The organism is Nitrospiraceae bacterium (genome assembly GCA_020632595.1).
GTDB lineage: Bacteria > Nitrospirota > Nitrospiria > Nitrospirales > UBA8639 > Nitrospira_E.
On sequence record JACKFF010000014.1, the window covers coordinates 39,169 to 62,261 of the forward strand.

The window sequence follows — 23,093 nt, forward strand, 5'->3', positions numbered from 1 at the left end:
TTATGCTACGTTCAATTTTTCTGGATGCGCTCAAAAATCTCTCCGGGAACGCGCTTCGTTCGGGGCTTACCATGTTGGGAGTCATTATTGGCGTCGCCGCGGTTATCACCATGATTGCCATTGTAGAAGGCGGACAAGTCTGGCTGGTGAATTCGCTAGAGCGCATGGGCACCAATTTGCTGTTTGTCTGGAAAAAGCGGTTGACCGTTGAAGAACGGCAGCTCTTTGCGGGGAGAAATACCGAACTCCGCTATGACGACGCCCTGGCCATTCAAACACGGTTTCCTGATCTGCTTGTTGCTCCCATTATTGAGCTGGATGGGCAATTAAAAGCGGGGGATCGTGACTACAGCGGACGAATCACCGGCACCTCTCCCGAATATAGCCAGATCCGAAACTTTCGCCCCGAATCCGGGCGATTCGTCTCATCCGTCGACATCAAGGATTGGAACCGGTCCGTGGTATTAGGGCACACCATTGCCGAAGTGTTGTTCGGATCCCAGCCCGCCATCGGAGAGGACGTAAAAATCGGCGATCAACGATTTACCGTAAAGGGCATCATGGAGCCCAAGGGGGAGATTTACGGGCATGATTACGACGAAATGGTGATCATTCCTATCAGCACGGGCCTGCGGTTTTTCCAGGGATCCGACAAAATCCGATCAATGATCATTCATGTTCCTGACCGGCAGCGCATGGATGAAATTTCCCAGGCACTGCATCAGTTTCTGGTTCAACGTCATGAAGGGGTAGACGACATCCATATCCGGAATCAGGGAGAATTTCTGAGTGCAGTGGACCAAACGCTGTTGACCTTCCGGCTGGTTCTGGGAGGCATTGCGGTGATTGCCCTCCTCGTCGGCGGCATCGGCATCATGAACATCATGCTCGTAACCGTCACCGAGCGAACCAGGGAGATTGGACTACGAAAAGCCATCGGGGCCAGGCGGCAGGATATTCTGTTGCAATTCCTCATTGAGTCCACGACCATTAGCGTGATTGGCGGGTCCATTGGTATTCTTGTGGGCATTCTTGCGGCCTATGGCATCGGGGATGTCGTCGCTCGGGCTATGCCGGGCGGAGGAGATTGGGGAGCAGTGGTTCAGCCCACCGCCATTGCCATTGCGTTTGCCTTTGCGGTCATCGTCGGAGTGGGATTCGGTCTCTTTCCCGCCATGAAAGCCTCGAAACTGGAGCCCGCCGAGGCTTTGCGCTATCAATAAGTTTCAAGAATGCGCTCCCTTTTTACCCGGAACCGGCCCCACTGTCCATAACCATTGCACCTCCGTGAGACCCCATAAAGAACGAGCCGCAGGATTAGCCTTCCTCCCGATCTTCACCACTATCGGGTTTTACCTCTTACCCGCAAACTGGCAACTCCACACCGCCGTCCAGTTTGCGCCACAACTGATGGCTTATGCCGCCTTAAGCGCCTGGGCATATAAAAATGAAGATCTCCAGCACAAACTTGGGCTAGGATTCAACAATATCCAGTCAGGGGTCACCCGAGGAACTGCGATTGGCCTCATGCTGGGCATACTGAATACCGGGGTCATCTTGTACGTCATGCCGGCCTTGGGAGTGGACATCAATTTTCTCTCTCAGACCCCTCATGCCCAAATTCCGTTTTGGGTCATGATGCCATGGTTCATTATGCTGATTGCTACGGGAGTGGAAGTGAATTTCCGCGGATTTCTCCTCGGCCGATTACTGGTATGGTTTCAACGGGTGCGTCAACCCGATCACCCCTCGACCACCAGGACTCGCCTACAGGCATTGCTCCCCTTATCTCTATCAGCTCTGACGTTTGCCTTTGATCCATTTATGGTGTCGACATTCCGGGATTTACATTGGATTGCCGTATGGGATGGCCTGGTGTGGGGATGGCTATGGATGCGAATGCACAATCTCTATACGGTCATAGCCGCTCATGCCGTGGAAGTGATTCTTCTCTATCTCATCATTCGGGGAATATTGACATGACACCCTCGTTCTCCCCTCATCTGGTGAATCATCCCTTTGGAGACCCCGGCCTCTATGTCGATATACGGTGGAGCCGGCGTGCCCTGCTCTTTGACCTGGGGGATAACGGGCCCTTGAGCCCAACCCAGCTTTTACGGGCGCAGGATATTTTCATTTCTCATACGCATATGGATCACTTTATCGGGTTTGATCGGCTCATTCGTGTAGCCCTGGGTCGTGGCAAACATCTTCGATTGCATGGTCCACCTGGCCTTATTGAAAATGTTCAAGGCAAACTTCGTGGGTATACCTGGAATCTGGTTGATGGATATCCACTGACCATCGAAGCCAGAGAATATCACCCCACGCATATTCAACCCGCGTATTTTCATGCGAAGGACGCCTTCGCCTGTAAACGGGAAACCGTAATCCCAGGCGACCATTCCCACATTTTTCCGGTTCTTCGAGAACCGGCTCTCCTCGTGAAAGCCGTCGCGCTCAACCATCGGATCCCTTCCCTGGCCTTTTCCCTGGAAGAACCGTTTCACATCAATATTAAGAAAGCCCGACTCCATGAGGCAGGTCTTCCAGTAGGCTCCTGGCTCAAGGAAGTTAAGCAGTTAATTTTAGATGGCGCACCGGATTCACACATCTTTTCCGCTACATTATATGTTGAGCACCAAAAAGAAGAACGCGTATTTAATGTAGGCACCATGAAGCGAGAATTTACAACCATCACCAAGGGGCAAAAAATCGCTTATGTGGTTGATTGCCGATATGATACCGACAATGAGCAGCGGATCATTCAATTATGCCAAGGGGCCACAACGCTATTTTGCGAGGCACCCTTTTTAGAAGCCGACCGCGACAAGGCTGCCAATCGCTACCATCTCACGGCGCGCCAGGCAGGAATCCTGGGACGGAAAGCCGGGGTGGAACAACTGGTCGTCTTTCATTTTTCTCCCAGGTATACCGGACAGGGGGACAAACTTCACCAGGAGGCCATGGAAGCCTTTCATGGACAGTCATCACACATGACATGAGGAGGGACGATGCCGGAATGGGTTAGATATGGGTTGTATTTTGTCCTTGGCGGAACATTAGTGAGTGTCTCCACGTATCTGGGCAGTCATGGAAGGGGGTTCCTGGCTGCCTTGGCCAGCACTTTGCCGGTCATCAGTGGAGTAACCTTTATCCTCATCTTCGTCAATGCCGGATCGGTCCCCACCGTCTCGTTTGCCAAACACCTGATTTGGCTTTCTCCCCCATGGTTTGTTTATGTGGGAGCGATGATTGCATTTGTCCCCAAGATAGGGTTTTGGCCGGCATATGGGTTGGCGATCGGATTATATCTGGCCGGAGTGGGACTGACACGACTGTTTGTTGACTAGTACCGAACAACGCAAGAATGACCCCTATCACAATACAGAGATTGCGAGAGAAGCATTTAATCAGGTAGTGAGAACCAGGAACATGGCGGAATTCATTAAACCGATCATTCACGCATTTTTAGTGTGTGACACCATCATCATCGATAGCCTGACCGGGAAAAAAAGCATCATCGGGGCATTTACCCATCTTTGGGCCAAGACATTTCCATGCCAGCACCCACAAGTCGGCGTCTATTTTTCGCTCACCGACGCTGAAGGCAGGTACGCATTCGAGATCCAACTCGTGTATCTTGATCAGGACCAGATTGTCGGCAAAGGTTCCCTTCCGCCAATAGACATTTCCAACCGGTTAACGACCCAGGACTTCGGCGTGAACATCCCCTATCTCGTCTTTCCAGGGCCGGGACGATATGAGTTTCGTCTGTATGCCAATGGTCATTTCATCACTCAGAAGGACTTCCAGGTTATCCAACACGAATCTTCTCCCTCACCGCAGTCCTGAGCCCCTATCAGTTTTCTCGTCTGATCAACACATCTCTCGACTCTCACTTTCCATGGAGCAGAGGACGGGAAAATCCGCCAGGGTTCACTCCACAATCCGGACCAGTTGATCAATATCAGGAAATCGACCTGGCAGCAACATGCCCTTTCCGGCCGAATTGGACAAGAAACAGCCACACCCTCCAGCAATCTCGAGATCACACCTCAGTCTCTGCATTTTACCTTTTCCCTCTAGTCACCGATGAACTACCCGGGAAGAAACGACCAACGGCCCCAAGGACCCAACCAAGATGTCAGACAACAGGGGAAATTCTTTTCTCACCATAAAAACCGGACAAACTTACAACTTCAGAGAGGGAGATTTGCAATGGCTGCATCGCACCATCAACAGGGAAAACTACGCCTAGGCTGTCTGTTCATCCTGATCCTCTTTGTTTTGGGCACCGGAACAGTCAATGGTCAGGTGGTCGGGGATGGGTACAACAACAGCCTGATTTATAAAATCCAATCTGATACGAATACGGTCTATATTTTGGGATCGATCCATGTGTTGGCTGAAGAATACTATCCTCTCACCAGATCCTTCTCCTATGCCTATTACAATTCACAAAAGGTCGTCTTTGAAATTGATCCGGAAATATTATTTTCTCCCGGCTCATTTTCTCAACACGAAAAACAGTACACCCTCCCAAAGGGAAAAACACTGGAAACGGTGCTCTCCCCAAAAACGTATAAGCTGGTCAAACAGAAGATTCAAGCCTTGGGAGGGAACATTCAGGATTTCCACCCCTACAAACCCTGGGTGCTGTATCTCACATTAAGCGGACGATTTGATTCGTCCATAGATTTCCGGCCTGAATTAGGCATTGAAAATCATTTCTATCGCATGGCCAAGGATGCCGGAAAACCGACGGGCGGGCTGGAAACCATTCAAGACCAATTAAATGTGTTCGACACACTTCCACTCAACATCCAAGATGCTCTTCTTCAGGAATCACTCGCCGCCGCCGGATCTAAGGAACGAGAACAAGCTTTTTTACATATGGTAAAAGACTGGCACCAGGGAAATCTCGACGGGTTGGAACAATTGGTGGAGTCATTCAAAACCTACCCGTTGTTCTACAACAAACTCCTCGTCCAACGAAACCTGAACTGGATTCCTCAAATCGAATCGTTCTTACAAGAAAAGAAAAACGTCTTGATCATCGTGGGTGCGGCTCACCTCGCGGGGGAAGACGGATTACTCGCGCTGCTCAAAGAAAAAGGCCACCACCTTGAACGGGTGTCTTATGCCATGCCTTAGAACGGCAAAGGAGGGTCCCGTTACGGCCGATCAGCATCGGCTATCCCCTTTCGGGCCATCCAATCAATCATCTGCGGGCTCAGCAATTTCATCCACCGGCCCCACTGGCCTCTCCAGGACGTAAACACCAGTCTTTCCCGTCGGGTCATCCCCTTGATAATCATGTCCGCACATTTCCTCGCGGTTAAGAATCTGGCATGTCCTTCAAGAACCCGCCCGAAAGGTCGACCATGAGGCCCGAGACTTCGTTCATGAATTTCAGATTGCACAAAATCGGGGGCCACAATGGTTACGGTGACTCCCGTCCCCGTCAATTCAATACGAAGCGACTCAAAAAATCCGTTCATCGCATGCTTACTGGCACAATAGGCTGAATGGGCAGGCACTCCCGTCAAACTTGCAACGCTGGAGATCGCAACAATCCGACCTTGCGTGGCCTTTAAGAACGGCAAGGCCAATTTGGTGCAGTAGACGCTGCCGAAAAAATTCACCGCCATCACCCGTTGATACAGTTCCAAATCCTGAGCATCCTCCACCGTCGACCACATGGATATCCCGGCATTATTCACCAACACATCAATCCGGGAATACACAGAAACCACCTGTTGGATCATCATGGAACAGGCATGGGGATCCGTCACGTCCGTCGGAATGATCAGGGCAGACCCTCCAAGGCGTTCACAGGCGAGCGCTACTTCCTGCAACCGTGACTGATCTCTCGCGACCAGTACCAGCTGGGGAGCCTGTGGCGCCAGCGAACAGGCGAGCGCTTTTCCAATACCCGACGACGCCCCGGTAATGAGAATCACCTGGTTTGTAAATTCACTCATCGTCCCTTGCTCAAGAATTGAAATGAAATGGACCCTATTGACAGATTTTTTTAACGAGCGTAGCATTACCTCTGCGCTCATGAAAAACGATTATGAAAGGAAGGAGAGAATGAGCGTACATCTCCTTTCAAACCGTAAAGAGGAAAGGGGGTCTCACATGGACGACCTTACTCCACCGGATCATGTAGGCCCATCGGCGGCGAAACCCGCCTCAGTCTCCTGACGGGCCTTCTCGTTTTTGCCGAATCATATCCCTACTCAGACGCAAGCATGCCTAAGGGCATCTGCCAGCGGGCGCGGTAATGAGCTTGATGATAATGAGTCACAAGAGGGATCTCCAACCATCACATCTGGAAGATTCGGCCAACCCCTTAACGAGAAACGCGTCATTAGCCTACTGATGGGCCACATAAAACATGAGGTTCACATTTTGTGGTGTATGCCACATAATCCGAGGGGCTCCCTTTCACGGGACAAGCCCCTCGGATTGTTTTTGATGCCGGCACCACAATCAGATAACCGTTCTTCACACCTTCTGCCATTCAACTCCCTGATATGAGCATCCCTTCTACCCGGTTTCAACCGTATTGTCTTGAGTTACCAGTCTGGGTCGCCGAGTATCTTGTCCAACAACCGAAGACTTACCCGACTCAGGATTCCCGTATGGACCTGGTCATTACCCTGGCGCAACTCAACATTCAATATGGAACCGGTGGACCATTCGGAGCCGGGGTTTTCCGCTTGGACACTCACGAACTGGTCGCGCCAGGCGTGAATCTCGTCCTTTCGTCGAAAAGTTCAATTGCCCATGCTGAAGTCGTCGCGATGCTGATGGCACAGCAAATCGTGGGCTCCCATAATTTAGGAGCAATCGGGTTTCCCACCCACGAGCTGGTAACCAGTTGCGAGCCGTGCAGTATGTGCCTGGGGGCGATTTCCTGGTCCGGCGTTCGGCAAATCGTCTGTGGCGCCAGAGGAAGCGACGCCGAAGCGGTTGGTTTTGACGAAGGCCCAAAACCTGCCAATTGGATTTTGGAACTTGAGCGGAGAGGGATTGCCGTGACCACGGATATTGCGCGAGCCAAGTCCGCGTCTGTCCTCCAGCAATATGTCCAAAAAGGCGGAGAGGTCTATAACGGACGAAAAGGGTAGATGAGGGCCCTTTTTCATTTTCCCAATTTCAAGGAGAAACGTTGATGACTCCGACAAAGAACACATCACAGGCTTCACACGCATCACCCATCACCCTCGCAATTGATATTGGCGGGTCCGGAATCAAAGGCCTCCTGCTCGATCAGTCCGGGCAACCTCTGTCTGAACGAATACGAATGGTCACACCGAAACCCGCGACACCACAGGCCATTGTCCCGCTTATTGTGGAAATTGCCCAAACACTCGGGCGGTTTGATCGCGTATCAGTCGGCTTTCCCGGCGTGATTCATCAGGGGTGGGTGAAAACAGCGCCCAACCTGGATGCATCCTGGCCTGGAACCTATCTCGTTGGCGAACTGGAACAACAACTCCAAAAGCCAGTTCGGGTAGCCAATGATGCGGATGTGCAGGGCTATGGAGCGATCAAAGGCCAAGGGGTCGAAATGGTCATTACCCTGGGAACCGGATTTGGAACCGCGTTATTTATTAATGGGCACCTTGTGCCCAATATGGAAATTGCTCATCATCCCTTTCGAAAACAACAAACATACGAGGTACAATTGGGGGCCAACGCACTGAAAAATGTGGGAAAAAAGAGATGGAATCTACGTCTGGCGAAAGCCATTGAGATATTAGATCGGGTGATGAATTTCGACCATCTCTACATAGGCGGGGGCAATGCTAAAAAGGTGACCATTCCATTGCCATCTCATGCTACTATCGTCTCAAATACAGCGGGACTCCTTGGGGGAATCGCGCTCTGGGCCGATCCCAATGTGGTCCTTCCACCTAAACCCAATAAGTTTGTAAAAGGATCCGCACGAAAACAGGCTCCTCGAATCAAGTCATCAAAAACCCTCAAAAAGAAAAAGGATTGACTCCCATACACGTCTCCCCACCCAGTTCGCTCCACCCCAAATCGCGCCTGACCTTCATCCTGAGGAAAATCGCCTAACCGGCACATACCGCCATGATTCCTTACGGATTACCGCAACTTCTCTGGGTAGGTGTAGGTGGCTTTTTAGGCTCAGTAGGCCGATTCGTCATCGCCGGCTTCTTTAACCGCCTGAGTCCGGCTCTTGCCTTCCCTATTGGCACATTGGCCGTAAACATACTCGGCTGTTTCCTGATCGGGTTACTCCATGGGTTGGCCGAGTCCCGAAATATCCTGGGAACGGACACCAGAATTTTTCTGTTTATTGGCGTGCTGGGTGGATTCACCACCTACTCTACCTTCGGGTTCGAATCCCTGGCACTCCTGAAAGACGGGGCCATGCTCAAAGCTTCTGCCAATATCATCATCCATGTCTTCGTGGGTCTCGCCGCTGTCTGGCTGGGCGATACATTAGGTCGGCTCTAAGCTCAGGGCCCTTCTCCATCCTTATCAATTCACAAAATGTGACTTTGCGAGTGGATTTCATCCCTTGAAGCCACTTGGCGAGAAGGGGGTGAACACGGTACAAGCATTAATCGTCGTGTTCACACCATCAAATAGTCGGCATTCCTGAATATGTCCTCAAAGAAACGGATTTCACCTTCCAGTTCCCCCCATGCCGATCTGATCATTGAAGGCGCGCGGCAAAATAACCTTAAAAACATTTCTCTACGTATCCCACACAACGCTGTCACCGTCATCACCGGCGTGTCAGGATCCGGAAAATCCTCCTTGGCCTTCGACACCCTGTTTGCAGAAGGCCAGTGGCGTTATGTGGAATCGCTCTCCTCCTATACGCGCATGTTCCTGGACCGTGTAAAACGCCCCGATGTGGACCGACTCACCAATATCCGCCCCTCCATTGCCCTGGAACAAAAAAATCCGATTCGGACCTCGCGCTCTACCGTGGGCACCACCAGTGAAATTTCGGATTATCTCCGGTTGCTATTCTCCAAAATCGGACGGTTGACCTGTCCCGATTGCAAGGTGGAAGCCATCGCCCACCACCCCACCACGATCGCGCAAGATTTACTGAATCGTTTCCCCAATCAACGCGCCCTCGTCTGTTTTCCAAAACCCGCCCCCCATCCTGACGCGCTTGAGTTCATGAAAACAGCACTCTTAAAACAAGGTTTCATTCGTGTCGTCATCAACCACCAACTGATCAACCTCAATACTGACCCCCTCCCCTCACCGCTGCCATCGGAATTGTTGGTCGTCGTTGATCGCCTGACTCTTGATACGGAATCGCGCAGCCGATTGGTCGAAGCCTTGGAGTCAGCGTTTCGCGAAAGTGAAGGCCACGCGAGCGTCATCATCGGGGATAACCACCCCCTAGCCTATAGTGCACACCTCTCATGCCCGGGATGCGGCAGGACGTTCCACACGCCCCGCCCCGTATCCTTTTCTTTTAATCATCCACTTGGAGCCTGCCCCGAATGCAAAGGGTTCGGCAACATCTTGCGCTACGACGAACGGTTACTGATTCCCGACCCCGAAAAATCCTTACAGGAGGGGGCGATTGAACCCTGGACCAAACCATCCAATGTATGGTGGCAAAAAGAAATGCTCAAAGCCTTCAAGAAGAAAAATCTCGACCCGACCACACCCTACAACCAGCTCACCCAAGCAGAACAGGACCTGATTTGGAAAGGAGAAGGAAAGCTCGAGGGCATTGATGATTTTTTTACCTATCTAGAAGGCAAACGCTACAAGATGCATGTCCGGGTCTTCTTGAGCCGGTATCGCAGTCCCTCCCCTTGCACAACCTGCCAGGGAACCCGCTTACGGCCGGAATCTCTCATGGTCAAGATCTATGAATGCCACATTCACGAGGTATGCGGATGGCCCCTCTCGGATCTTCAACGATGGCTTCAGACCCTGCCGCTGAGAACATTTGAGGAGGCAATCGCCGAGGATCTATTGAATGCGTTGCAGTCAAAACTATCATTTCTCCTGCGGGTGGGCTTGGACTATCTCACACTCAACCGGGAAATGCGGACGTTATCCGGAGGCGAAGCTCAGCGTATTCATCTGGCGACACAACTGGGCAGTCAGCTCATGGGCACACAGTATGTCCTGGATGAACCGACGATCGGCCTCCATGCACGTGATACCGAGGCCATGGGCATGATTTTGCGGGAGTTGGCGGAGCGGGGCAACACCGTCATTGTGGTGGAACATGATCCGCAAATCATTCAACAGGCTGATTACATCGTCGAACTGGGACCTCAATCAGGCGATCAAGGCGGTGAGATCATCTGCGCGGCCCCCTATCAATCCTTTCTCAATCATCCCCAATCGCTCACCGCTAAATATTTGCGTGGGGAACGAACCATTCCCTTACCTTCCAAACGTCGAGCAGGAAATGGAAAAGCTCTTCAGTTCACAGGAGTGAACGAACAAAATCTCAAAAACCTCACTGTGAATATTCCCCTCGGCACGCTGGTCTGTGTCACGGGTCCTTCCGGATCGGGAAAAAGCACGTTAGTCGAAGCCACCATCTATGCAGCTCTGGCGCGCGTTTTTAAGGTGGACTCTCTTCCTCAACCCGGGCTAGCAAACATGACGGGGCCGGAACATCTCCGAACCGTCTGCCTTATTGACCAGGAACCCATCGGCAAAACTCCGCGCTCGAATCCCATCACCTACATTAAAGCCTATGATGAAATCCGGGCCTTATTCGCCCAGTCCGCTGAGGCGCGGGCACACCGGCTCACGCCCGCGCATTTTTCGTTTAACACCGGGAAAGGCCGATGCGCTCGTTGCCAGGGGAACGGGTATGAAAAACTGGAAATGTATTTTTTGGCGGATCTCTACGTGCCCTGCGCGGACTGTGAAGGCAAACGGTTCAAAGATAAGATTCTACAAGTCCAAGTCAAAGAGCATTCCATTCATGATGTGTTGAACCTCACCGTCGATCAAGCGGTAGCCTTCTTCGCCACTTCCTGTCCCAAGGTCCTCAAAGGATTGCGCGTGCTTCAACAGCTTGGCCTTGGCTATCTCACACTGGGACAACCAGCTACAACATTATCCGGAGGCGAAACCCAACGGCTTAAAATCGCGCGGGAATTGGCCAATACCCCAAAACGATCAACCGCCAACCCAGACCACAACGGTGCCCTTTACATTTTGGACGAACCCACCAGGGGACTGCACCTTGAAGATATCACGCGCCTGTTAACCGTATTGAATCAACTGGTTGAGGAAGGGAATACGGTCCTGGTAGTGGAACATCATCTGGATGTCATCAAATGCGCGGATTGGGTGATTGACCTCGGCCCCGGCGGCGGCGAAGCCGGCGGTCACATCGTCGCACAAGGTCCCCCGGAAGCAACCGCCAACACCCCTCAGTCACTCACCGGACAATATTTGAAATCACTACTTTTACAGGACTGACTCATCAACACCAGATTTGACCCCAACGTTAAGGCTTGCCGGACCGAAGCCCGGCAAGAGAATTCCGTTTCAGACTGAATCCCTCAAGAGCGAGGGAGTTATACATCGCTTTAGTTGAACGTTGAAAATACCTTATCTTCATAGCCCTGCTATTTTAAAATATTCAGCCACACGTGTGGCCATGAAGAAAGTCGATTAGTGACTGAGAAGGGATTGTTGATATAGAGGTGAAATAAGTCACGATTATTGGGGTGCAAAGTCCTTTAACTCAATGATATGCCCCAGCTTGGCTGCTTTTCGAAAGTACTGAGTGTCAGCTGTGACGAAGAGCGTATTGGAAGACTGCAAGGCGACTGCGTGATACAGGGTATCAAAGAGATGGTGGTTGAGATCCACCGAAAGGCGACAGGCCTGTTCATACACCTCCCATTCCGTGGTCATGTGAAATTCCATCGCGAGAAAATTCTGAAGCATGCGGATCGATTGCTTAGGCGCCAATCGAGTCAACACGGCTCCCACTTCTGCCAACCAATGCGGAGGCTGAAGCACCTGGCAATTTCCCATCTGAATGTCCTTCAACAGAGCCAGGGCCTGTTCTTGATGCGTGTCACCGTCTTGGACAGGGAGAGCCCATTTCACCACCACACTGGCGTCAACCACCCAAGTGGTCATGGTCGTCCCTGGGTTCGTGCAAGACGTAGATCCTTTTCCGTCACCCGTGGAGCTTGTTCACGCAATGCGAGCAATTGATCGATGGCCCGCTTGCGCCGTCCCGCTCGCTTCTGTTCTTCGATCGCCTGTTGCATCAGTTGCGTTAACACCGCACTTTTGTTTTTCCCCGCAAAGACTTTATCAAATTGCTTTTTGACATCTTCAGGAACACTGAAATTCACGGTAGCCACAAAACATCTCCTTTGTTGAAAATTTCAACAATATTGTGGCTCACCGTAAATCACTTGTCAAACCCATCCCTTCTTGAATGTCTTGTGCACCATACTTGCTTGGTCTGGCTTGAAACAGGATGCACCAGTACAGGTCCGCGCCTTCCAAATCCACACCGGCCGGATCGGCTGCCGGGAGTTCGGTGCCTTCCAGGACAGCGACTCAAAGCCCTGAACCACCCGGAGCGGGCTGATAGGCCTATAGGATTTCGCCAAAGCCATCGCGGATTTCGATGAGGTCGCACATAGGAAACCTATGACAATCCGGACTTTTGGGTTCGCTGTTTTTGGGGTCAGCCGATGCCAGCGGTGGTAAAGATCAGGTTGCTGCCAAAGGGTAAGATCCAGACTGCCTAGCCGAAGAAGCACGCATATTCGTCTTTTCTCACAACACACAGAAACTCTTCCACCGTCGAGACGTCCGGAACAGGTTCATATCCGTGCCATTTCAAATTTGCCCGCTTCCAATAGATCTTCCACCTGTTATGTGTTCGCACATACGTAGCTTTGGCAAACGCCTGCTCCTGCTTGATTTCCGGCCTCTTCCATTGTGGGCGGATCTCGAATAACTCAATGCTTTGACCGGTGATCCGGAATCCAAAGTCGAGTTGGGACCGTATAGGTGGTGGGGGCCGAAGTTCCTCGACAAACGCACCAACAAGCTTTTCGATCCTCTTCCGCTCAATGTCGTTTAGCGCCATACTTTTGCCATATAACAATTAAATTATGCTGCACGCGCGTTTTTTTGTGACTGTCACACAGTAATGACTTATTAGGTTTTTACTGCCTGCAGGTCGACCGACCGGGCTGACGCTTAAAAGCAAGAGGTGCACCTTGTCTATGCCTGGCGAACTGGGACAACCCTCCGATTCCTGCGCCAGCACAATCAAAGATTTTGTTGCCGATGGCTCCCTGATCTCGTTGTGCCGTGGAACTAATTCCATATTCTCGGTCCTGGAATTGATTCCCAGCGCATGGAAATTATCTTCGCGTTTTCAAGGGATGAACTACAAGATCGCCCGTCTGTTATCTTAACATCCGCCATTGGCTCGAATGTGATCTCTCACCGGATAGTATTGCAAAAGGCAGCTTCACGTCCTTGTTTCAATCATCCCGGGTTTTCTTGGATACGATAGGCCAGGGTTTTTACCAACTTTCTCAAAGCCAGGATTTCCTTTATAGTGTTGAAATAGATTAATTTTTGATTCAGAGTGGGCTTATTCTTATGCTCTTCACTTCTTTTCAAAAACCATCCTTAGTGAAACAGGAAGTCCTCACTCTCTGCTTCTTTGTTATCTTGGCCGTCGGCATCCAAGGATGTTCTGATTCCGGAGATAAAGCCTCACCGACTCCCCAGGCAAAGCCGGCGCCTGCGACATCAGCAATTACGCCAAAAGATGCGCAGGCCCCACCATCAAGCACTGATGAGCAAGGAAATGGTTCTGTGCCGATCACAACACCGGAACCCTTCCGCCAACCAGCCCAGGAAGAATTGGATCACGCGAACTTTGCCATAGGAAAAGCTGAACAACTCCTTCGTCGAGCTCCTATGGGCAAGGGATCGGACCTGGCGTTATCCGCTTTGGAGCGGGACCTGGATTCGGCTCGAAACCTTCTTCGAACCGGTCAAACGCATTTCGATGAACAAAAATTCGAAATGGCCCAAACTCAGGCCCACCAAGCCACGGAAAAAGCCGAGGCCGTGTATAAGCACATTGAGCAGGCCATCAGCATGGTTAACGAGGAATCACGATAGCTTGACGGCTTTTAGGGTCAATCTGGTCTCTGGTGGTGATGTCCCATTATGGCTCCCAACAACCGAGATCTTCAGTTTCCCCGGAAGACTTTTGAAATTATCAGAACCACCGTTTCCATAGTATTATGGGCGGCGGTAGCTTGGGGAATCTTCATGCTTCCCCTCCTCATGGTCCTCGCATCACCATTCCTGAATTCTGCCCAATCCATCCCGTTATTCATACCCTCCCAGGTTTTTAACAGTCTTTCTCCAGATGGAACTCTGGACGACGCATCGGCATACGAGCGCCAGACCCGTGACAAGGAAATTGAATTCTCGCCATCCCAAGCACTTAAAACCGCCTCCGGTCACTTACCAAATCCCCTGCCCCTCACACCGCAGGGCACAATCTACCTTCTTGTGGATACATCCCGGCATCGGCTTTTCGTGAAAGAAGGTGATCGGATTCTGCATGAAGCCCTTGCCTCAACCGGAAGCGGGAACACCTTAGCGGATCCCAGGAACCCGGAACGAACGTGGACGTTCGAAACTCCCAAGGGGACGTTCAGCATTCAGAGCAAGTTAGAAAAACCGGTGTGGATTCGTCCCGATTGGGCCTTTATCGAACAAGGCGATCCCGTCCCTGAAAAGATGGCTGATCGATTACAGCCGGGAGTACTCGGAAAATATGCGTTGGGTTTTGGCAATGGATATTTCATTCATGGAGCCTTGTACTCAAACTTATTAGGCCAGGATGTCACCCACGGATGCATTCAACTGCATGCTGACGATCTTCAACTTGTGTTTGAAACAGTCCAATTGGGCACTCCGATCATCATTATTTAAATAATTCCGGGGCGCATGTGCTACCTCATGATGTTAATTCGTGGTAAATGGACCTTTACCCTCTCCTTTTATTGTAGTGTAGAGACTTTCTCTCGATGAAACTATCAGTAATAGGGATATGCGATCGGACGATACCCGGTATAATAACCCCCTGGATATCCCCGCCCCCAACCAAATCCGGAATATCCGCGGCCCCAGTACAGTGCCTCGTCCCATATAGTCAAATCTTTGATGCCAAAAAGGGGAACCTCTTTTGTATCTTCACCCACTTGGATGGTTTCACGGCCGATAATCTCACCGACAATGGATATGGCTCTGCTTTTTTCAAGCACCGCTGGATCCAAATGGATCCTTCCCCTTCGATAGCGCAATGAATCGTCCTTGCGTTTTTGTGCGCTGATTCGCCAGGGTAAAATCATCGTTCAGTGGAAGTTGGAGAACCTCTATTCTGGTCGCATCCTGCTTCCGATTGACCGAAAGCACTTCTCCTCCGACGACCATGAACTCTCCTTGATAATTATCAGGATTCTCTCGAATCTGCGTAAAATCCAGAGTGTGGTTGACTTGATTTTCCAAGCTCTCGGGGATCCCCTGATATTGGGAACATCCACCAAACACAAGCGAAACAAACAGTACAGATGAGATGGTTGGATTGTTCATGGCAGCGGTTTCTCCTTAGTGAATTTAATCCGAGAAAAGAGGTCGAAAAAATGAGGGCCAAACTTTCGTTTTATTATTAATTCAATCTGTATAGGGCTAAACGTAACTTATTCGCCCGGTTTTGAATCCTGCCAAAAACCCTTGAGGGAAGTGGTCAATTTTGCACTGGAAAGTTTGGGGGAAATTAGTCAGGAGTTTCCTAACTTTTAGGCATTCTCCAAAATGTTCTTGTGAATACAGTGGATTGGATGGTCGCCGAATAATCGGCCCGGTAAGGAAATGGAACAAAGGCATATGAAAAGTGAACTCCCGCCCATGCCCCTTTTTAAAGAATCCCCCCGGCCCCGACTAAATTCCTATCATCAATAGAACGCTTAACGGTCTTCCCCCTCCTGAACATTTCCCAGGGTTTTCTCCAGTTTGATACTCATGAGCCATGGGATACAGTAGAGACCTAACCTGTTTTACAAAGTTCACATATATTTGCTGCTTATCCAGGATGAGGAGGATACATGGGCAAAAAGAAAAATATGCGTTCATCACGGCAGGATGCGGATACGATGATAAGGCAATATATTGAAAAACAAGGCCCTGCTGAAGAGGCCATCAAAGAGGAAATTGCCGAGACAGGGACTCAGCATGCATCGGAGGGAGTCCTTATTCGAGGAAACAATCGGCAAGCACAGGCCGGACTTTCCGGTGGAGATCTTGACGCAACCAGGGACGCGGGGAGTTCCGGCGATGAAACCATAGGGGGTTCCAATCCTACTCCGGATCAAGATACCGTGGATGAGTTGGGGGAGGCGGCAGGTCTTATCTTTGAAGATTCTGAAGAACTTGAAGGAGAAAAAGTATACGACCGGGATACCCACCGATGGGAACTCGATCCTGCAACCTCTGAAGATTATGCGGAACGCATCAAAAGATATCGATAGGCTTCTTCAACATAGCCAGCAGAAAGATTCAATGCAAAAGAACTTTCAACAACCGTAATATAAGCGGGTTCGTATGAATGGGTGAGATTGACCATCCTCACCCATCCATATCAAAGCCGCAGGGAAAAATTTTACCTGTAAAAACATTCAATGCGCTTCGGATGTTCATCCAATTTTCCATCCTTCCAACACTCTTCAACTCCCACCATGCGCACTACATACCACCATGGGGGGAATGTCCTTCTACCTGATTCATGCGTTGATGCAAGATCTCTCTAAATTTTCCGTATTGGTCCTTCGATAACACACTCCTCAACTTCAGCAGGGAATCAATGCGCGCCATCATCATATCTTCTTTAATTGCTCCAATGGCCTTGACCTGCTCTGCAATCGCCTGACGGTCCGGCTCATCCTTTCCGAGCAGGGTCGCAAGATCGACTTCCGCCGTTCGAACATCAGCGGTTTTTTTGACGACCATTTTATCGTAATCAAGTCGAAGCCGGTGAAAAGCCTCCTTTTGTTCATCGGTCAGCTTTAATTCTTCTTCCATAGTGCTGGAAAAATGATGGTGATCCACATAATTTGAAGTTGCATGCGGAGATTTGGATTCGTGCGCATAGGATTCATGAGAAGGTTTTCCCTCGGTAGAACTTTTGCCACCATGCGAACAGGCGCTTAAGACAAAAACCATAGAAAGGAGAATAAGGAAACCACTTATTCCAGGATCATGACGAAATAGGTTTTTTATTCTAGGAATAAACGCCATAGTCGTCTCCTTTGGTTAAAGCGTTTGGCCATTTCTTTTTATTTGTTGTTTGTATCCATTATCAAAGAGCAGTCACCTACTCACACCTGGCAAGAACCCTGGTGCCTTGGCCAGTACCCTAAAATGAGACACGCCGGGACGGCGTATCCAACAGACTGAAAAAGTCCGGGGCAGCCTGTACTTTATCATCTCCATCCACCTTCCCACCCATCCCACAGAGACCTCCCACGAGTTACATTGTCCAAAGATTAGGTGGAACTTTTTGAAAGACTTGCTTCAAGCCATGGCTCTATCGGGAACGACCTCGAGCAACAGAGAAACTATAACAACTTTGTGCCCAGGGGAACAGGCTTGTCCGGTACACATAACGCCACCTCTCCGCCCTCAGTATGAAATCCCGTGACCAGGCATTCAGACATAACCGGACCGATTTGTTTGGTTGGAAAATTCACCACGGCGACAACCAGCTTTCCCACTAACTCTTCCGGTTTGTAAAGATCCGTGATCTGAGCGCTCGACTTCTTCATGCCGATGTCCCTGCCGAAATCAACCTGCAAAATGTACGCAGGCTTTTTGGCTTCCGGGAACAACGCCGCACTTTCAATGCGCCCGACGCGAAGCTCGACTTTTATGAAATCATCCCATGAAATGGTCTGCACTTCAGCCTCCTCAATTAACTCAAAACAGTTTTTCGCATAAGAGTAGCACCCTTCTTCGGAAGCCTGTTCTCAATTTTCCTCTCTACCTTTGCCTTACCTCCTGGAGGTACAATAAATAATAATTCTCCTATTCCTCTCACCTGGTTGGTCACTACCTATGATTTCCAAGCCAGAGGCGAGACCAGCTCCTCAAAAACATCGATTTTCACGACGGGAGCATTTTTCCCCAAAAAGTGAAAATGTTTTGCTTAAGATTGCAAGAGGTTACTTCGACTCACAGCAATGTAATTTAACCGTATCTTAAGGAGAATAACATGTCCAAAATCTGGCGTTTGGTTCTGTTACTAACATGTATTATGTTGGTGGGATGCAGTACCACTGGGAATTTGGGAATTGTGGCCAAAAGCTCAGCCGACCCAGCGTCGCTTTTGAAAAACAGCCAAGGCTATGAGGATTTAGGACCAGCTGAAGGGCAAGCTTGCCGTCATTTCATTTTGGCCATTATCCCATTTGGCCAATCGGACATGACGAAAGCGGTGGATAAAGCCTTAGCAGCTTCGGGGGGAGATGCCCTACTCAATGTCTCAGCAGAAAGCAGCCTGTACGGTTTCATTCCCATTTATAACGTCTATACGTTTACCTGTACCACGGTCAAAGGAACCGCCATCAAATTTAAATAGAGTACTGCGTTGACCTTGAATCTTAGATAAACAGAAACCGGACGGCTTCATTGTCGGATTGGCGATTGCTATTCCCTTAATCTCATCTGATTGTCCTACGGTTGAAGGTTTGCTAAATCATGAGACCGCGACTTTGCCCGTCTCTGTCACTTTGGCAGCCCTGTTTTCCGCTGCTTAACGATAAGATACAATCCACAGCATTTTGCCCTGGAGCAGGGAAGAAGAGGGTAAACCGCATGCTTCATAAGAATTGCTGGTTATATTCATTGAATATTCGCACTCTTCTCAATATTGTGGCGTGCACATAAAAGTTGGATATTCTCGACTTTCAGGGAAGTCCCGCCCTTTGAATACGGAACAATATGATCGAAATGAAGTTCATCAGTCGCTCCGCCGGATACGCAACGGCCTCTATCCCGTGCCCATACCTCCAACTTCACGCTTGTTGGAATAATTCGACTACGCTCTACAAGTCTGGTGGGCGTATCTTCGGCTAATGATTCATCTTCGATGCCTTCAATCGCGACCAACTTGAACTTAAACACATTTCTTTTTCCATCGTGCTCGATTCACGAATCCACAAGGTGAAAGTAGCCGTTATCTGACCAAATCCCCGCCTTAATTTTTTCGTATACGCGAACAATGTCAGGACCTTTCTCCCCCAACTTATAAGCTTGCGCAGCTTTGTGAAATTTCCCATTTTCCGTCAAAGAGTTATTTTGCCTATGCTCTTGTTGGTCCAGGATTTTGGGGTCGACACCGCGGTTTTTCTTTGGTTCATCATGCCCTTCATAGACCAGTAAAGCGCCATCCTCCAACACTACATCCCTATACGGAGCATTGGCGCGAACCGACATGAGAATTACTGAGTGCCTTCCCTTTAATCGAAAATTCATCCCTTTTTGTAGACTCGTACCTTCCTTATGGCACATCTCGATATAAGAGATGATTTTTCCCCTCATACTTTTTCCATCTTACCCATAACTGAGTCCACGCCTGAGAAATCGGTCGAAAGCCGACCGATTCCCGGTCGGCATTCGGCCACCGCGGGCGCGAACATTTGTCCTTTAAACAGCGAAGTGAGCGCTGGCTTCTTGCATCTGACACCTGGCTTTCTCACCACCTTCGGATGTGATGGGACAGGTGCCGTTTTGGATAAGCACAACTTCAAAACCTTCCCGGCGTGCGTCCAGCACCGTCGCCAGGACGCATACGTCCTCAGCAAGCCCGGCGACCCACAATCGGCGGATGCCATCTTTATTAAGCTGAACAGCCAGGCCGGTCTGGTCGAACGCGGAATTCTGATCCTGATCAAACCGGACACCTTTCGTCACAAGAATGGTTGAGTCGGGCAACGCCAGATCCGGATGAAATCTGGCGCCATCGCTGCCCTGAATGCAATGAGGCGGCCATGGGCCGCCCTGTACCTTGAAACTTATGTGGCCGATCGGGTGCCAATCCCGTGAGGCATAAACCGGCACGCCCTTGGCCTTTGCGGCTACAATCCACCGGTTGATGACGGGCACAATCCTATGACCGCCCTTAACGGCAAGCGCCCCGCCGGGACAAAAGTCTTTTTGCACATCGACGATGAGTAGGGCATCGCCGGATTTTAGGGAATGGCTGATTTCTGTCATTTGGTAAAGCTGTCGGATTAGATGGAACCTTTTCGGTTATTGGTAAGGTCTTTGATGATTTGCTGCTGAAGGTGGGCCAGTTTTCTACTCACTTCGACCGGATAAGGGGAATCGGCAGGGGTAATGGCCCGCACTCGTTCGGGCAAACGGGAAATTTGTTCCTGCGCATATTGTCGTGCTGTGGTAAGGTCGACCCTTCGCTCGGGAAGTCGCTTGCCGTTTCGCATCATCGGAACCAAAAGAGGTCGTCCAACCGTAACTTCATCGGCACAGGCGATCACATCACGCACGTCCTGTCCCTCCTCCACAATACGGAACACCTGCTTGCGACCGGGAAGGATCGGTTTGCCTATCGAAAGTTTAAGTCGGCCCTTTCCGGCATATTCGGAAAGCTTGTAGGCAATATCCAGATCCGGCGCATCGCTCGAAACCCCCATACTGGTACCCACGCCAAAGCCATTGATCGGCGCCCTCGTTGACACCAATGCCGCAATCGCATCTTCGTCAAGACCGCCACTGGCAAAGATCTCGACATTTCGCAAGCCCGCATCATCCAGCAGCCGGCGTGCCTTTCGGGAAAGATTCAGCAAATCACCGGAATCAAGACGCACCGCCTTGACCTTAAAGTCAGGACCCAGGGCTCTCGCTAGATCGATCACCTTCCGGACGCCCGCCAACGTATCGTAGGTGTCAACAAGCAACACGGTCTCAGGATACAGTTGAGTAAATACCCGAAACGCTGTTGCTTCGTTTTCATGCGACTGAACATAGCTATGCGCCATGGTTCCGGCGACCGGCACACCATACAGTTTGCCCGCGAGGACATTCGAGGTCGCGGCAACCCCACCAATCCAGAAGGCACGGGCCGCCTTGAGCGCGGCGTCGATTCCATGCATCCGGCGTGGACCGAAATCGATCACAGGGCGTCCTTCCGCCGCAGCCACGACACGCTGCGCCTTGGAAGCCAGCACAGTCTGGACATGAATCTGGTTCATGATGAAGGTTTCCACAATCTGTGCCTGCGGCAACGGCGCCACAATCTCGAGGATCGGTTCGTTGGCGAAAACAGGAGTCCCTTCGGGAACGGCAAACACCTCTCCCGTAAAACGAAAATCACGAAGCCAGTTGAGGAAACTGCCGGAAAACTGCCTTAACGAGTCCAGATAGGCCAGATCTTCTTCGCTGAAACGAATCGTTTCCAGATAATCGAGGACGGTATCCACTCCACATGCCAATAGAAAATTCCGCCGGACGGGTAGACGCCGAACGAAGAGGGTAAAGACGGCGTCAGCCATCATGCCCTCCTCGTAATAGGCATGCAGCATCGTCAGTTCGTACAAATCGGTGAAGAGCGCAAGGCCATTGCCTCTTTCATCCTGCATAGAAGGCGTCGTTGAAAGACCCGGTAATGTTGGAAAGGTGAAATGTTCGAGGTGTTTCCCCCTACCGGCAAGAGAATCACGTGGGGTTCCCATCGTTCCAGATGACTTCCCAGCGGAGGAGGAGGAAAGTTCTCCGAGGATGCGTTCAAAACGCTGTTGACTCTCCTCGTCGAACAACACGAACCGGATGTGGGTGACGGAGGACAATCGTGGCACTTCCTCCAAGACCGTCTTCAGAGCAACTCGTGCCGCCTCCCTAATTGGATAGCCAAAGATGCCGGTAGAGATAGCCGGGAAGGCCATTGACTGAATGCCCCACTGTTCAGCCAGGCGGAGGGCATTTGCGTAGCAGTTGGCAAGAAGCGCTTCAGCCGGCTCGTCTCGACCGTAGACCGGGCCGAGGCAGTGGATGACGTAACGGTTGGGAAGATGATGTGCTCCGGTGAGCACCGCTTGACCGGGACGGATAGGAGCCAGCGCCCGACCTTCTTTTTCCAACCCTGGTCCTGCAGCGCGATGAATGGCTCCGGCAACCCCGCCCCCACTGCGCAACTCGGCGTTGGCCGCGTTAACGATCGCATCCATGTCGGGTTGACTTGCGATATTTCCCCGCACACATTCGATCGTAATGCCGTTGATCTTTTGTTTCAGAATGAGACTGTAACTCCGCTCTTTCAGGGTTATCCGCCTTGGAGTAGTTCTGAATTCCTTATCCTAACTGAGACCTGGCTTCACTGCAGCTCCCTCCTTACTTGTGGGAATAGCGGGACCCCCTACCTTACCCTACCAATGAAGGTCGCCAGACACACACCTAAATCAGGCACCAACAAAATGGCGGGTGACTGAATGCATTTATTAGATCTCTAAATATTGTTCCTTCTCTCGTGAATCGGGCATTTGTTCGACAGAAATGATCCCAACACCATTTTCTAATACGATAGGATTATCTACCTCGATTCCAATGACCCATAAGGTATTTATGACCGGAATATTTTCTGAGTCTAGGAATCTGTTTAAATTACGTTCTGCGACCAAGGATTCACATTCGTTGGCCGCCCATAAAAACCACATTGCCAAGTTCTTTATTTCAAATGTGGCGGCACCGCTCCCCCGTGAAATTAGTTGTCCCTACAACGCTTGCACTCTAGGATCTTTTTCAAGAACTTTCAGTACTATTGCCCCAGGCCCCTCATTTTCAAGCAATCTTGAATAATGCAAATAAAGCCTAGTCCGAATGTCGTGAAAAGCTACATTACCCATGTCAGGTTTGGGGATATTCAATCGACCTATATTCATAATTTTCCTTCCAACAGAGTCCCCAGTTGAGTAGTGGGCCAAAGGCCAATGGGAACCAACTAAATTCCGAACTCGCAACCAGTG

The 23,093-nt window shown here is 50.5% G+C and carries 24 protein-coding genes and 1 pseudogene; 14 read left to right on the plus strand and 11 right to left on the minus strand.

What is annotated here, in order from left to right; all coding sequences use genetic code 11:
- The first annotated feature begins 2 nt into the window (after window positions 1–2).
- From H6750_18320 to H6750_18345, 6 genes are all read left to right on the plus strand, one after another.
- Complete coding sequence (locus H6750_18320) at window positions 3–1,223, plus strand: ABC transporter permease (protein ID MCB9776263.1); 1,221 nt, start codon at window positions 3–5, stop codon at window positions 1,221–1,223.
- 64 nt (window positions 1,224–1,287) lie between these two features.
- Complete coding sequence (locus tag H6750_18325) at window positions 1,288–1,983, plus strand: hypothetical protein (protein MCB9776264.1); 696 nt, start codon at window positions 1,288–1,290, stop codon at window positions 1,981–1,983.
- Window positions 1,980–3,005, plus strand: coding sequence for a ribonuclease Z (locus H6750_18330; protein ID MCB9776265.1), 1,026 nt, complete (start codon window positions 1,980–1,982; stop codon window positions 3,003–3,005). Before H6750_18325 ends, H6750_18330 begins: the two co-directional genes overlap by 4 nt.
- A gap of 9 nt (window positions 3,006–3,014) precedes the next feature.
- Complete coding sequence (locus tag H6750_18335) at window positions 3,015–3,353, plus strand: DUF3147 domain-containing protein (GenBank protein MCB9776266.1); 339 nt, start codon at window positions 3,015–3,017, stop codon at window positions 3,351–3,353.
- 82 nt (window positions 3,354–3,435) lie between these two features.
- Window positions 3,436–3,855, plus strand: a complete 420-nt coding sequence (locus tag H6750_18340) for a hypothetical protein (GenBank protein MCB9776267.1) — start codon at window positions 3,436–3,438, stop codon at window positions 3,853–3,855.
- Window positions 3,856–4,221: 366 nt separating this feature from the next.
- Window positions 4,222–5,157, plus strand: coding sequence for a TraB/GumN family protein (locus H6750_18345; protein MCB9776268.1), 936 nt, complete (start codon window positions 4,222–4,224; stop codon window positions 5,155–5,157).
- 20 nt (window positions 5,158–5,177) lie between these two features.
- On the opposite strand, the gene H6750_18350 is transcribed toward H6750_18345, so the two are convergent.
- On the minus strand, window positions 5,178–5,987 hold the full coding sequence (locus H6750_18350; GenBank protein MCB9776269.1) for an SDR family oxidoreductase: 810 nt from the start codon (window positions 5,985–5,987) through the stop codon (window positions 5,178–5,180).
- Window positions 5,988–6,542: 555 nt separating this feature from the next.
- Here H6750_18350 and H6750_18355 point away from each other — a divergent pair.
- The 4 genes from H6750_18355 to uvrA all read left to right on the plus strand — a co-directional run bounded on the left by H6750_18355 (window position 6,543) and on the right by uvrA (window position 11,472).
- Window positions 6,543–7,139 carry a nucleoside deaminase gene (locus H6750_18355; GenBank protein MCB9776270.1) on the plus strand — a complete coding sequence of 199 codons (597 nt, stop codon included), beginning with the start codon at window positions 6,543–6,545 and terminating at the stop codon, window positions 7,137–7,139.
- Window positions 7,140–7,183: 44 nt separating this feature from the next.
- Window positions 7,184–8,017, plus strand: coding sequence for an ROK family protein (locus tag H6750_18360; GenBank protein ID MCB9776271.1), 834 nt, complete (start codon window positions 7,184–7,186; stop codon window positions 8,015–8,017).
- A 92-nt stretch (window positions 8,018–8,109) separates the two neighbouring features.
- Window positions 8,110–8,499 carry a fluoride efflux transporter CrcB gene (crcB, locus tag H6750_18365; GenBank protein ID MCB9776272.1) on the plus strand — a complete coding sequence of 130 codons (390 nt, stop codon included), beginning with the start codon at window positions 8,110–8,112 and terminating at the stop codon, window positions 8,497–8,499.
- Window positions 8,500–8,649: 150 nt separating this feature from the next.
- Window positions 8,650–11,472 (plus strand): excinuclease ABC subunit UvrA, encoded by a 2,823-nt coding sequence (gene uvrA, locus H6750_18370; protein ID MCB9776273.1) that lies wholly within the window; start codon window positions 8,650–8,652, stop codon window positions 11,470–11,472.
- Between the two features lie 243 nt (window positions 11,473–11,715).
- On the opposite strand, the gene H6750_18375 is transcribed toward uvrA, so the two are convergent.
- From H6750_18375 to H6750_18385, 3 genes are all read right to left on the minus strand, one after another.
- Window positions 11,716–12,144 carry a type II toxin-antitoxin system VapC family toxin gene (locus tag H6750_18375; GenBank protein MCB9776274.1) on the minus strand — a complete coding sequence of 143 codons (429 nt, stop codon included), beginning with the start codon at window positions 12,142–12,144 and terminating at the stop codon, window positions 11,716–11,718.
- Complete coding sequence (locus tag H6750_18380) at window positions 12,141–12,374, minus strand: hypothetical protein (protein ID MCB9776275.1); 234 nt, start codon at window positions 12,372–12,374, stop codon at window positions 12,141–12,143. The genes H6750_18375 and H6750_18380 overlap by 4 nt, the downstream gene beginning before the upstream one ends.
- Window positions 12,375–12,766: 392 nt before the next feature.
- Window positions 12,767–13,114, minus strand: coding sequence for a DUF3024 domain-containing protein (locus tag H6750_18385; protein ID MCB9776276.1), 348 nt, complete (start codon window positions 13,112–13,114; stop codon window positions 12,767–12,769).
- Between the two features lie 743 nt (window positions 13,115–13,857).
- Here H6750_18385 and H6750_18390 point away from each other — a divergent pair.
- Together H6750_18390 and H6750_18395 are read left to right on the plus strand one after the other, a co-directional pair.
- A complete protein-coding gene (locus tag H6750_18390; protein MCB9776277.1) occupies window positions 13,858–14,169 on the plus strand; it encodes a hypothetical protein in 312 nt (103 codons plus the stop codon).
- Window positions 14,170–14,322: 153 nt separating this feature from the next.
- A complete protein-coding gene (locus H6750_18395) occupies window positions 14,323–14,994 on the plus strand; it encodes a L,D-transpeptidase (protein MCB9776278.1) in 672 nt (223 codons plus the stop codon).
- Window positions 14,995–15,098: 104 nt separating this feature from the next.
- Here H6750_18395 and H6750_18400 read toward each other — a convergent pair whose 3' ends face one another.
- Together H6750_18400 and H6750_18405 are read right to left on the minus strand one after the other, a co-directional pair.
- Window positions 15,099–15,326, minus strand: a complete 228-nt coding sequence (locus H6750_18400; protein ID MCB9776279.1) for a hypothetical protein — start codon at window positions 15,324–15,326, stop codon at window positions 15,099–15,101.
- On the minus strand, window positions 15,319–15,654 hold the full coding sequence (locus H6750_18405) for a Slp family lipoprotein (protein MCB9776280.1): 336 nt from the start codon (window positions 15,652–15,654) through the stop codon (window positions 15,319–15,321). Before H6750_18405 ends, H6750_18400 begins: the two co-directional genes overlap by 8 nt.
- Before the next feature lie 512 nt (window positions 15,655–16,166).
- On the opposite strand from H6750_18405, the gene H6750_18410 reads away from it, so the two are divergent.
- Entirely contained in the window at window positions 16,167–16,589 is a 423-nt protein-coding gene (locus H6750_18410) for a hypothetical protein (protein MCB9776281.1), read from the plus strand.
- Window positions 16,590–16,803: 214 nt separating this feature from the next.
- Here the strand turns inward: H6750_18410 and H6750_18415 are convergent, their stop codons facing one another.
- Both H6750_18415 and H6750_18420 read right to left on the minus strand, forming a co-directional pair.
- Entirely contained in the window at window positions 16,804–17,355 is a 552-nt protein-coding gene (locus H6750_18415; protein ID MCB9776282.1) for a periplasmic heavy metal sensor, read from the minus strand.
- Window positions 17,356–17,675: 320 nt separating this feature from the next.
- Entirely contained in the window at window positions 17,676–18,014 is a 339-nt protein-coding gene (locus tag H6750_18420; GenBank protein MCB9776283.1) for a tRNA-binding protein, read from the minus strand.
- A gap of 314 nt (window positions 18,015–18,328) precedes the next feature.
- Here H6750_18420 and H6750_18425 point away from each other — a divergent pair, with 314 nt between their 5' ends.
- Window positions 18,329–18,694 (plus strand): hypothetical protein, encoded by a 366-nt coding sequence (locus H6750_18425; protein MCB9776284.1) that lies wholly within the window; start codon window positions 18,329–18,331, stop codon window positions 18,692–18,694.
- Window positions 18,695–18,957: 263 nt separating this feature from the next.
- On the opposite strand, the pseudogene H6750_18430 reads toward H6750_18425, so the two are convergent.
- The 3 genes and pseudogenes from H6750_18430 to H6750_18440 form a co-directional block, all read right to left on the minus strand.
- Window positions 18,958–19,656: pseudogene (locus tag H6750_18430) on the minus strand (HNH endonuclease).
- 105 nt (window positions 19,657–19,761) lie between these two features.
- Window positions 19,762–20,331 carry a nicotinamidase gene (locus tag H6750_18435; GenBank protein ID MCB9776285.1) on the minus strand — a complete coding sequence of 190 codons (570 nt, stop codon included), beginning with the start codon at window positions 20,329–20,331 and terminating at the stop codon, window positions 19,762–19,764.
- A 17-nt stretch (window positions 20,332–20,348) separates the two neighbouring features.
- Complete coding sequence (locus H6750_18440) at window positions 20,349–22,328, minus strand: nicotinate phosphoribosyltransferase (protein ID MCB9776286.1); 1,980 nt, start codon at window positions 22,326–22,328, stop codon at window positions 20,349–20,351.
- Window positions 22,329–23,093: the final 765 nt, after the last annotated feature.

Excerpts from the sequence above, each read along its gene's own strand:
- H6750_18320 (MCB9776263.1), top strand. The coding sequence starts at position 3 with ATGCTACGTTCAATTTTTCTGGATGCGCTCAAAAATCTCTCCGGGAAC.
- H6750_18330 (MCB9776265.1), top strand. The coding sequence starts at position 1,980 with ATGACACCCTCGTTCTCCCCTCATCTGGTGAATCATCCCTTTGGAGAC.
- H6750_18335 (MCB9776266.1), top strand. The coding sequence starts at position 3,015 with ATGCCGGAATGGGTTAGATATGGGTTGTATTTTGTCCTTGGCGGAACA.
- H6750_18340 (MCB9776267.1), top strand. The coding sequence starts at position 3,436 with ATGGCGGAATTCATTAAACCGATCATTCACGCATTTTTAGTGTGTGAC.
- H6750_18345 (MCB9776268.1), top strand. The coding sequence starts at position 4,222 with ATGGCTGCATCGCACCATCAACAGGGAAAACTACGCCTAGGCTGTCTG.
- H6750_18350 (MCB9776269.1), bottom strand. The coding sequence starts at position 5,987 with ATGAGTGAATTTACAAACCAGGTGATTCTCATTACCGGGGCGTCGTCG.
- H6750_18355 (MCB9776270.1), top strand. The coding sequence starts at position 6,543 with ATGAGCATCCCTTCTACCCGGTTTCAACCGTATTGTCTTGAGTTACCA.
- H6750_18360 (MCB9776271.1), top strand. The coding sequence starts at position 7,184 with ATGACTCCGACAAAGAACACATCACAGGCTTCACACGCATCACCCATC.
- crcB (MCB9776272.1), top strand. The coding sequence starts at position 8,110 with ATGATTCCTTACGGATTACCGCAACTTCTCTGGGTAGGTGTAGGTGGC.
- uvrA (MCB9776273.1), top strand. The coding sequence starts at position 8,650 with ATGTCCTCAAAGAAACGGATTTCACCTTCCAGTTCCCCCCATGCCGAT.
- H6750_18375 (MCB9776274.1), bottom strand. The coding sequence starts at position 12,144 with ATGACCACTTGGGTGGTTGACGCCAGTGTGGTGGTGAAATGGGCTCTC.
- H6750_18385 (MCB9776276.1), bottom strand. The coding sequence starts at position 13,114 with ATGGCGCTAAACGACATTGAGCGGAAGAGGATCGAAAAGCTTGTTGGT.
- H6750_18395 (MCB9776278.1), top strand. The coding sequence starts at position 14,323 with ATGCTTCCCCTCCTCATGGTCCTCGCATCACCATTCCTGAATTCTGCC.
- H6750_18405 (MCB9776280.1), bottom strand. The coding sequence starts at position 15,654 with ATGAACAATCCAACCATCTCATCTGTACTGTTTGTTTCGCTTGTGTTT.
- H6750_18410 (MCB9776281.1), top strand. The coding sequence starts at position 16,167 with ATGGGCAAAAAGAAAAATATGCGTTCATCACGGCAGGATGCGGATACG.
- H6750_18415 (MCB9776282.1), bottom strand. The coding sequence starts at position 17,355 with ATGGCGTTTATTCCTAGAATAAAAAACCTATTTCGTCATGATCCTGGA.
- H6750_18425 (MCB9776284.1), top strand. The coding sequence starts at position 18,329 with ATGTCCAAAATCTGGCGTTTGGTTCTGTTACTAACATGTATTATGTTG.
- H6750_18435 (MCB9776285.1), bottom strand. The coding sequence starts at position 20,331 with ATGACAGAAATCAGCCATTCCCTAAAATCCGGCGATGCCCTACTCATC.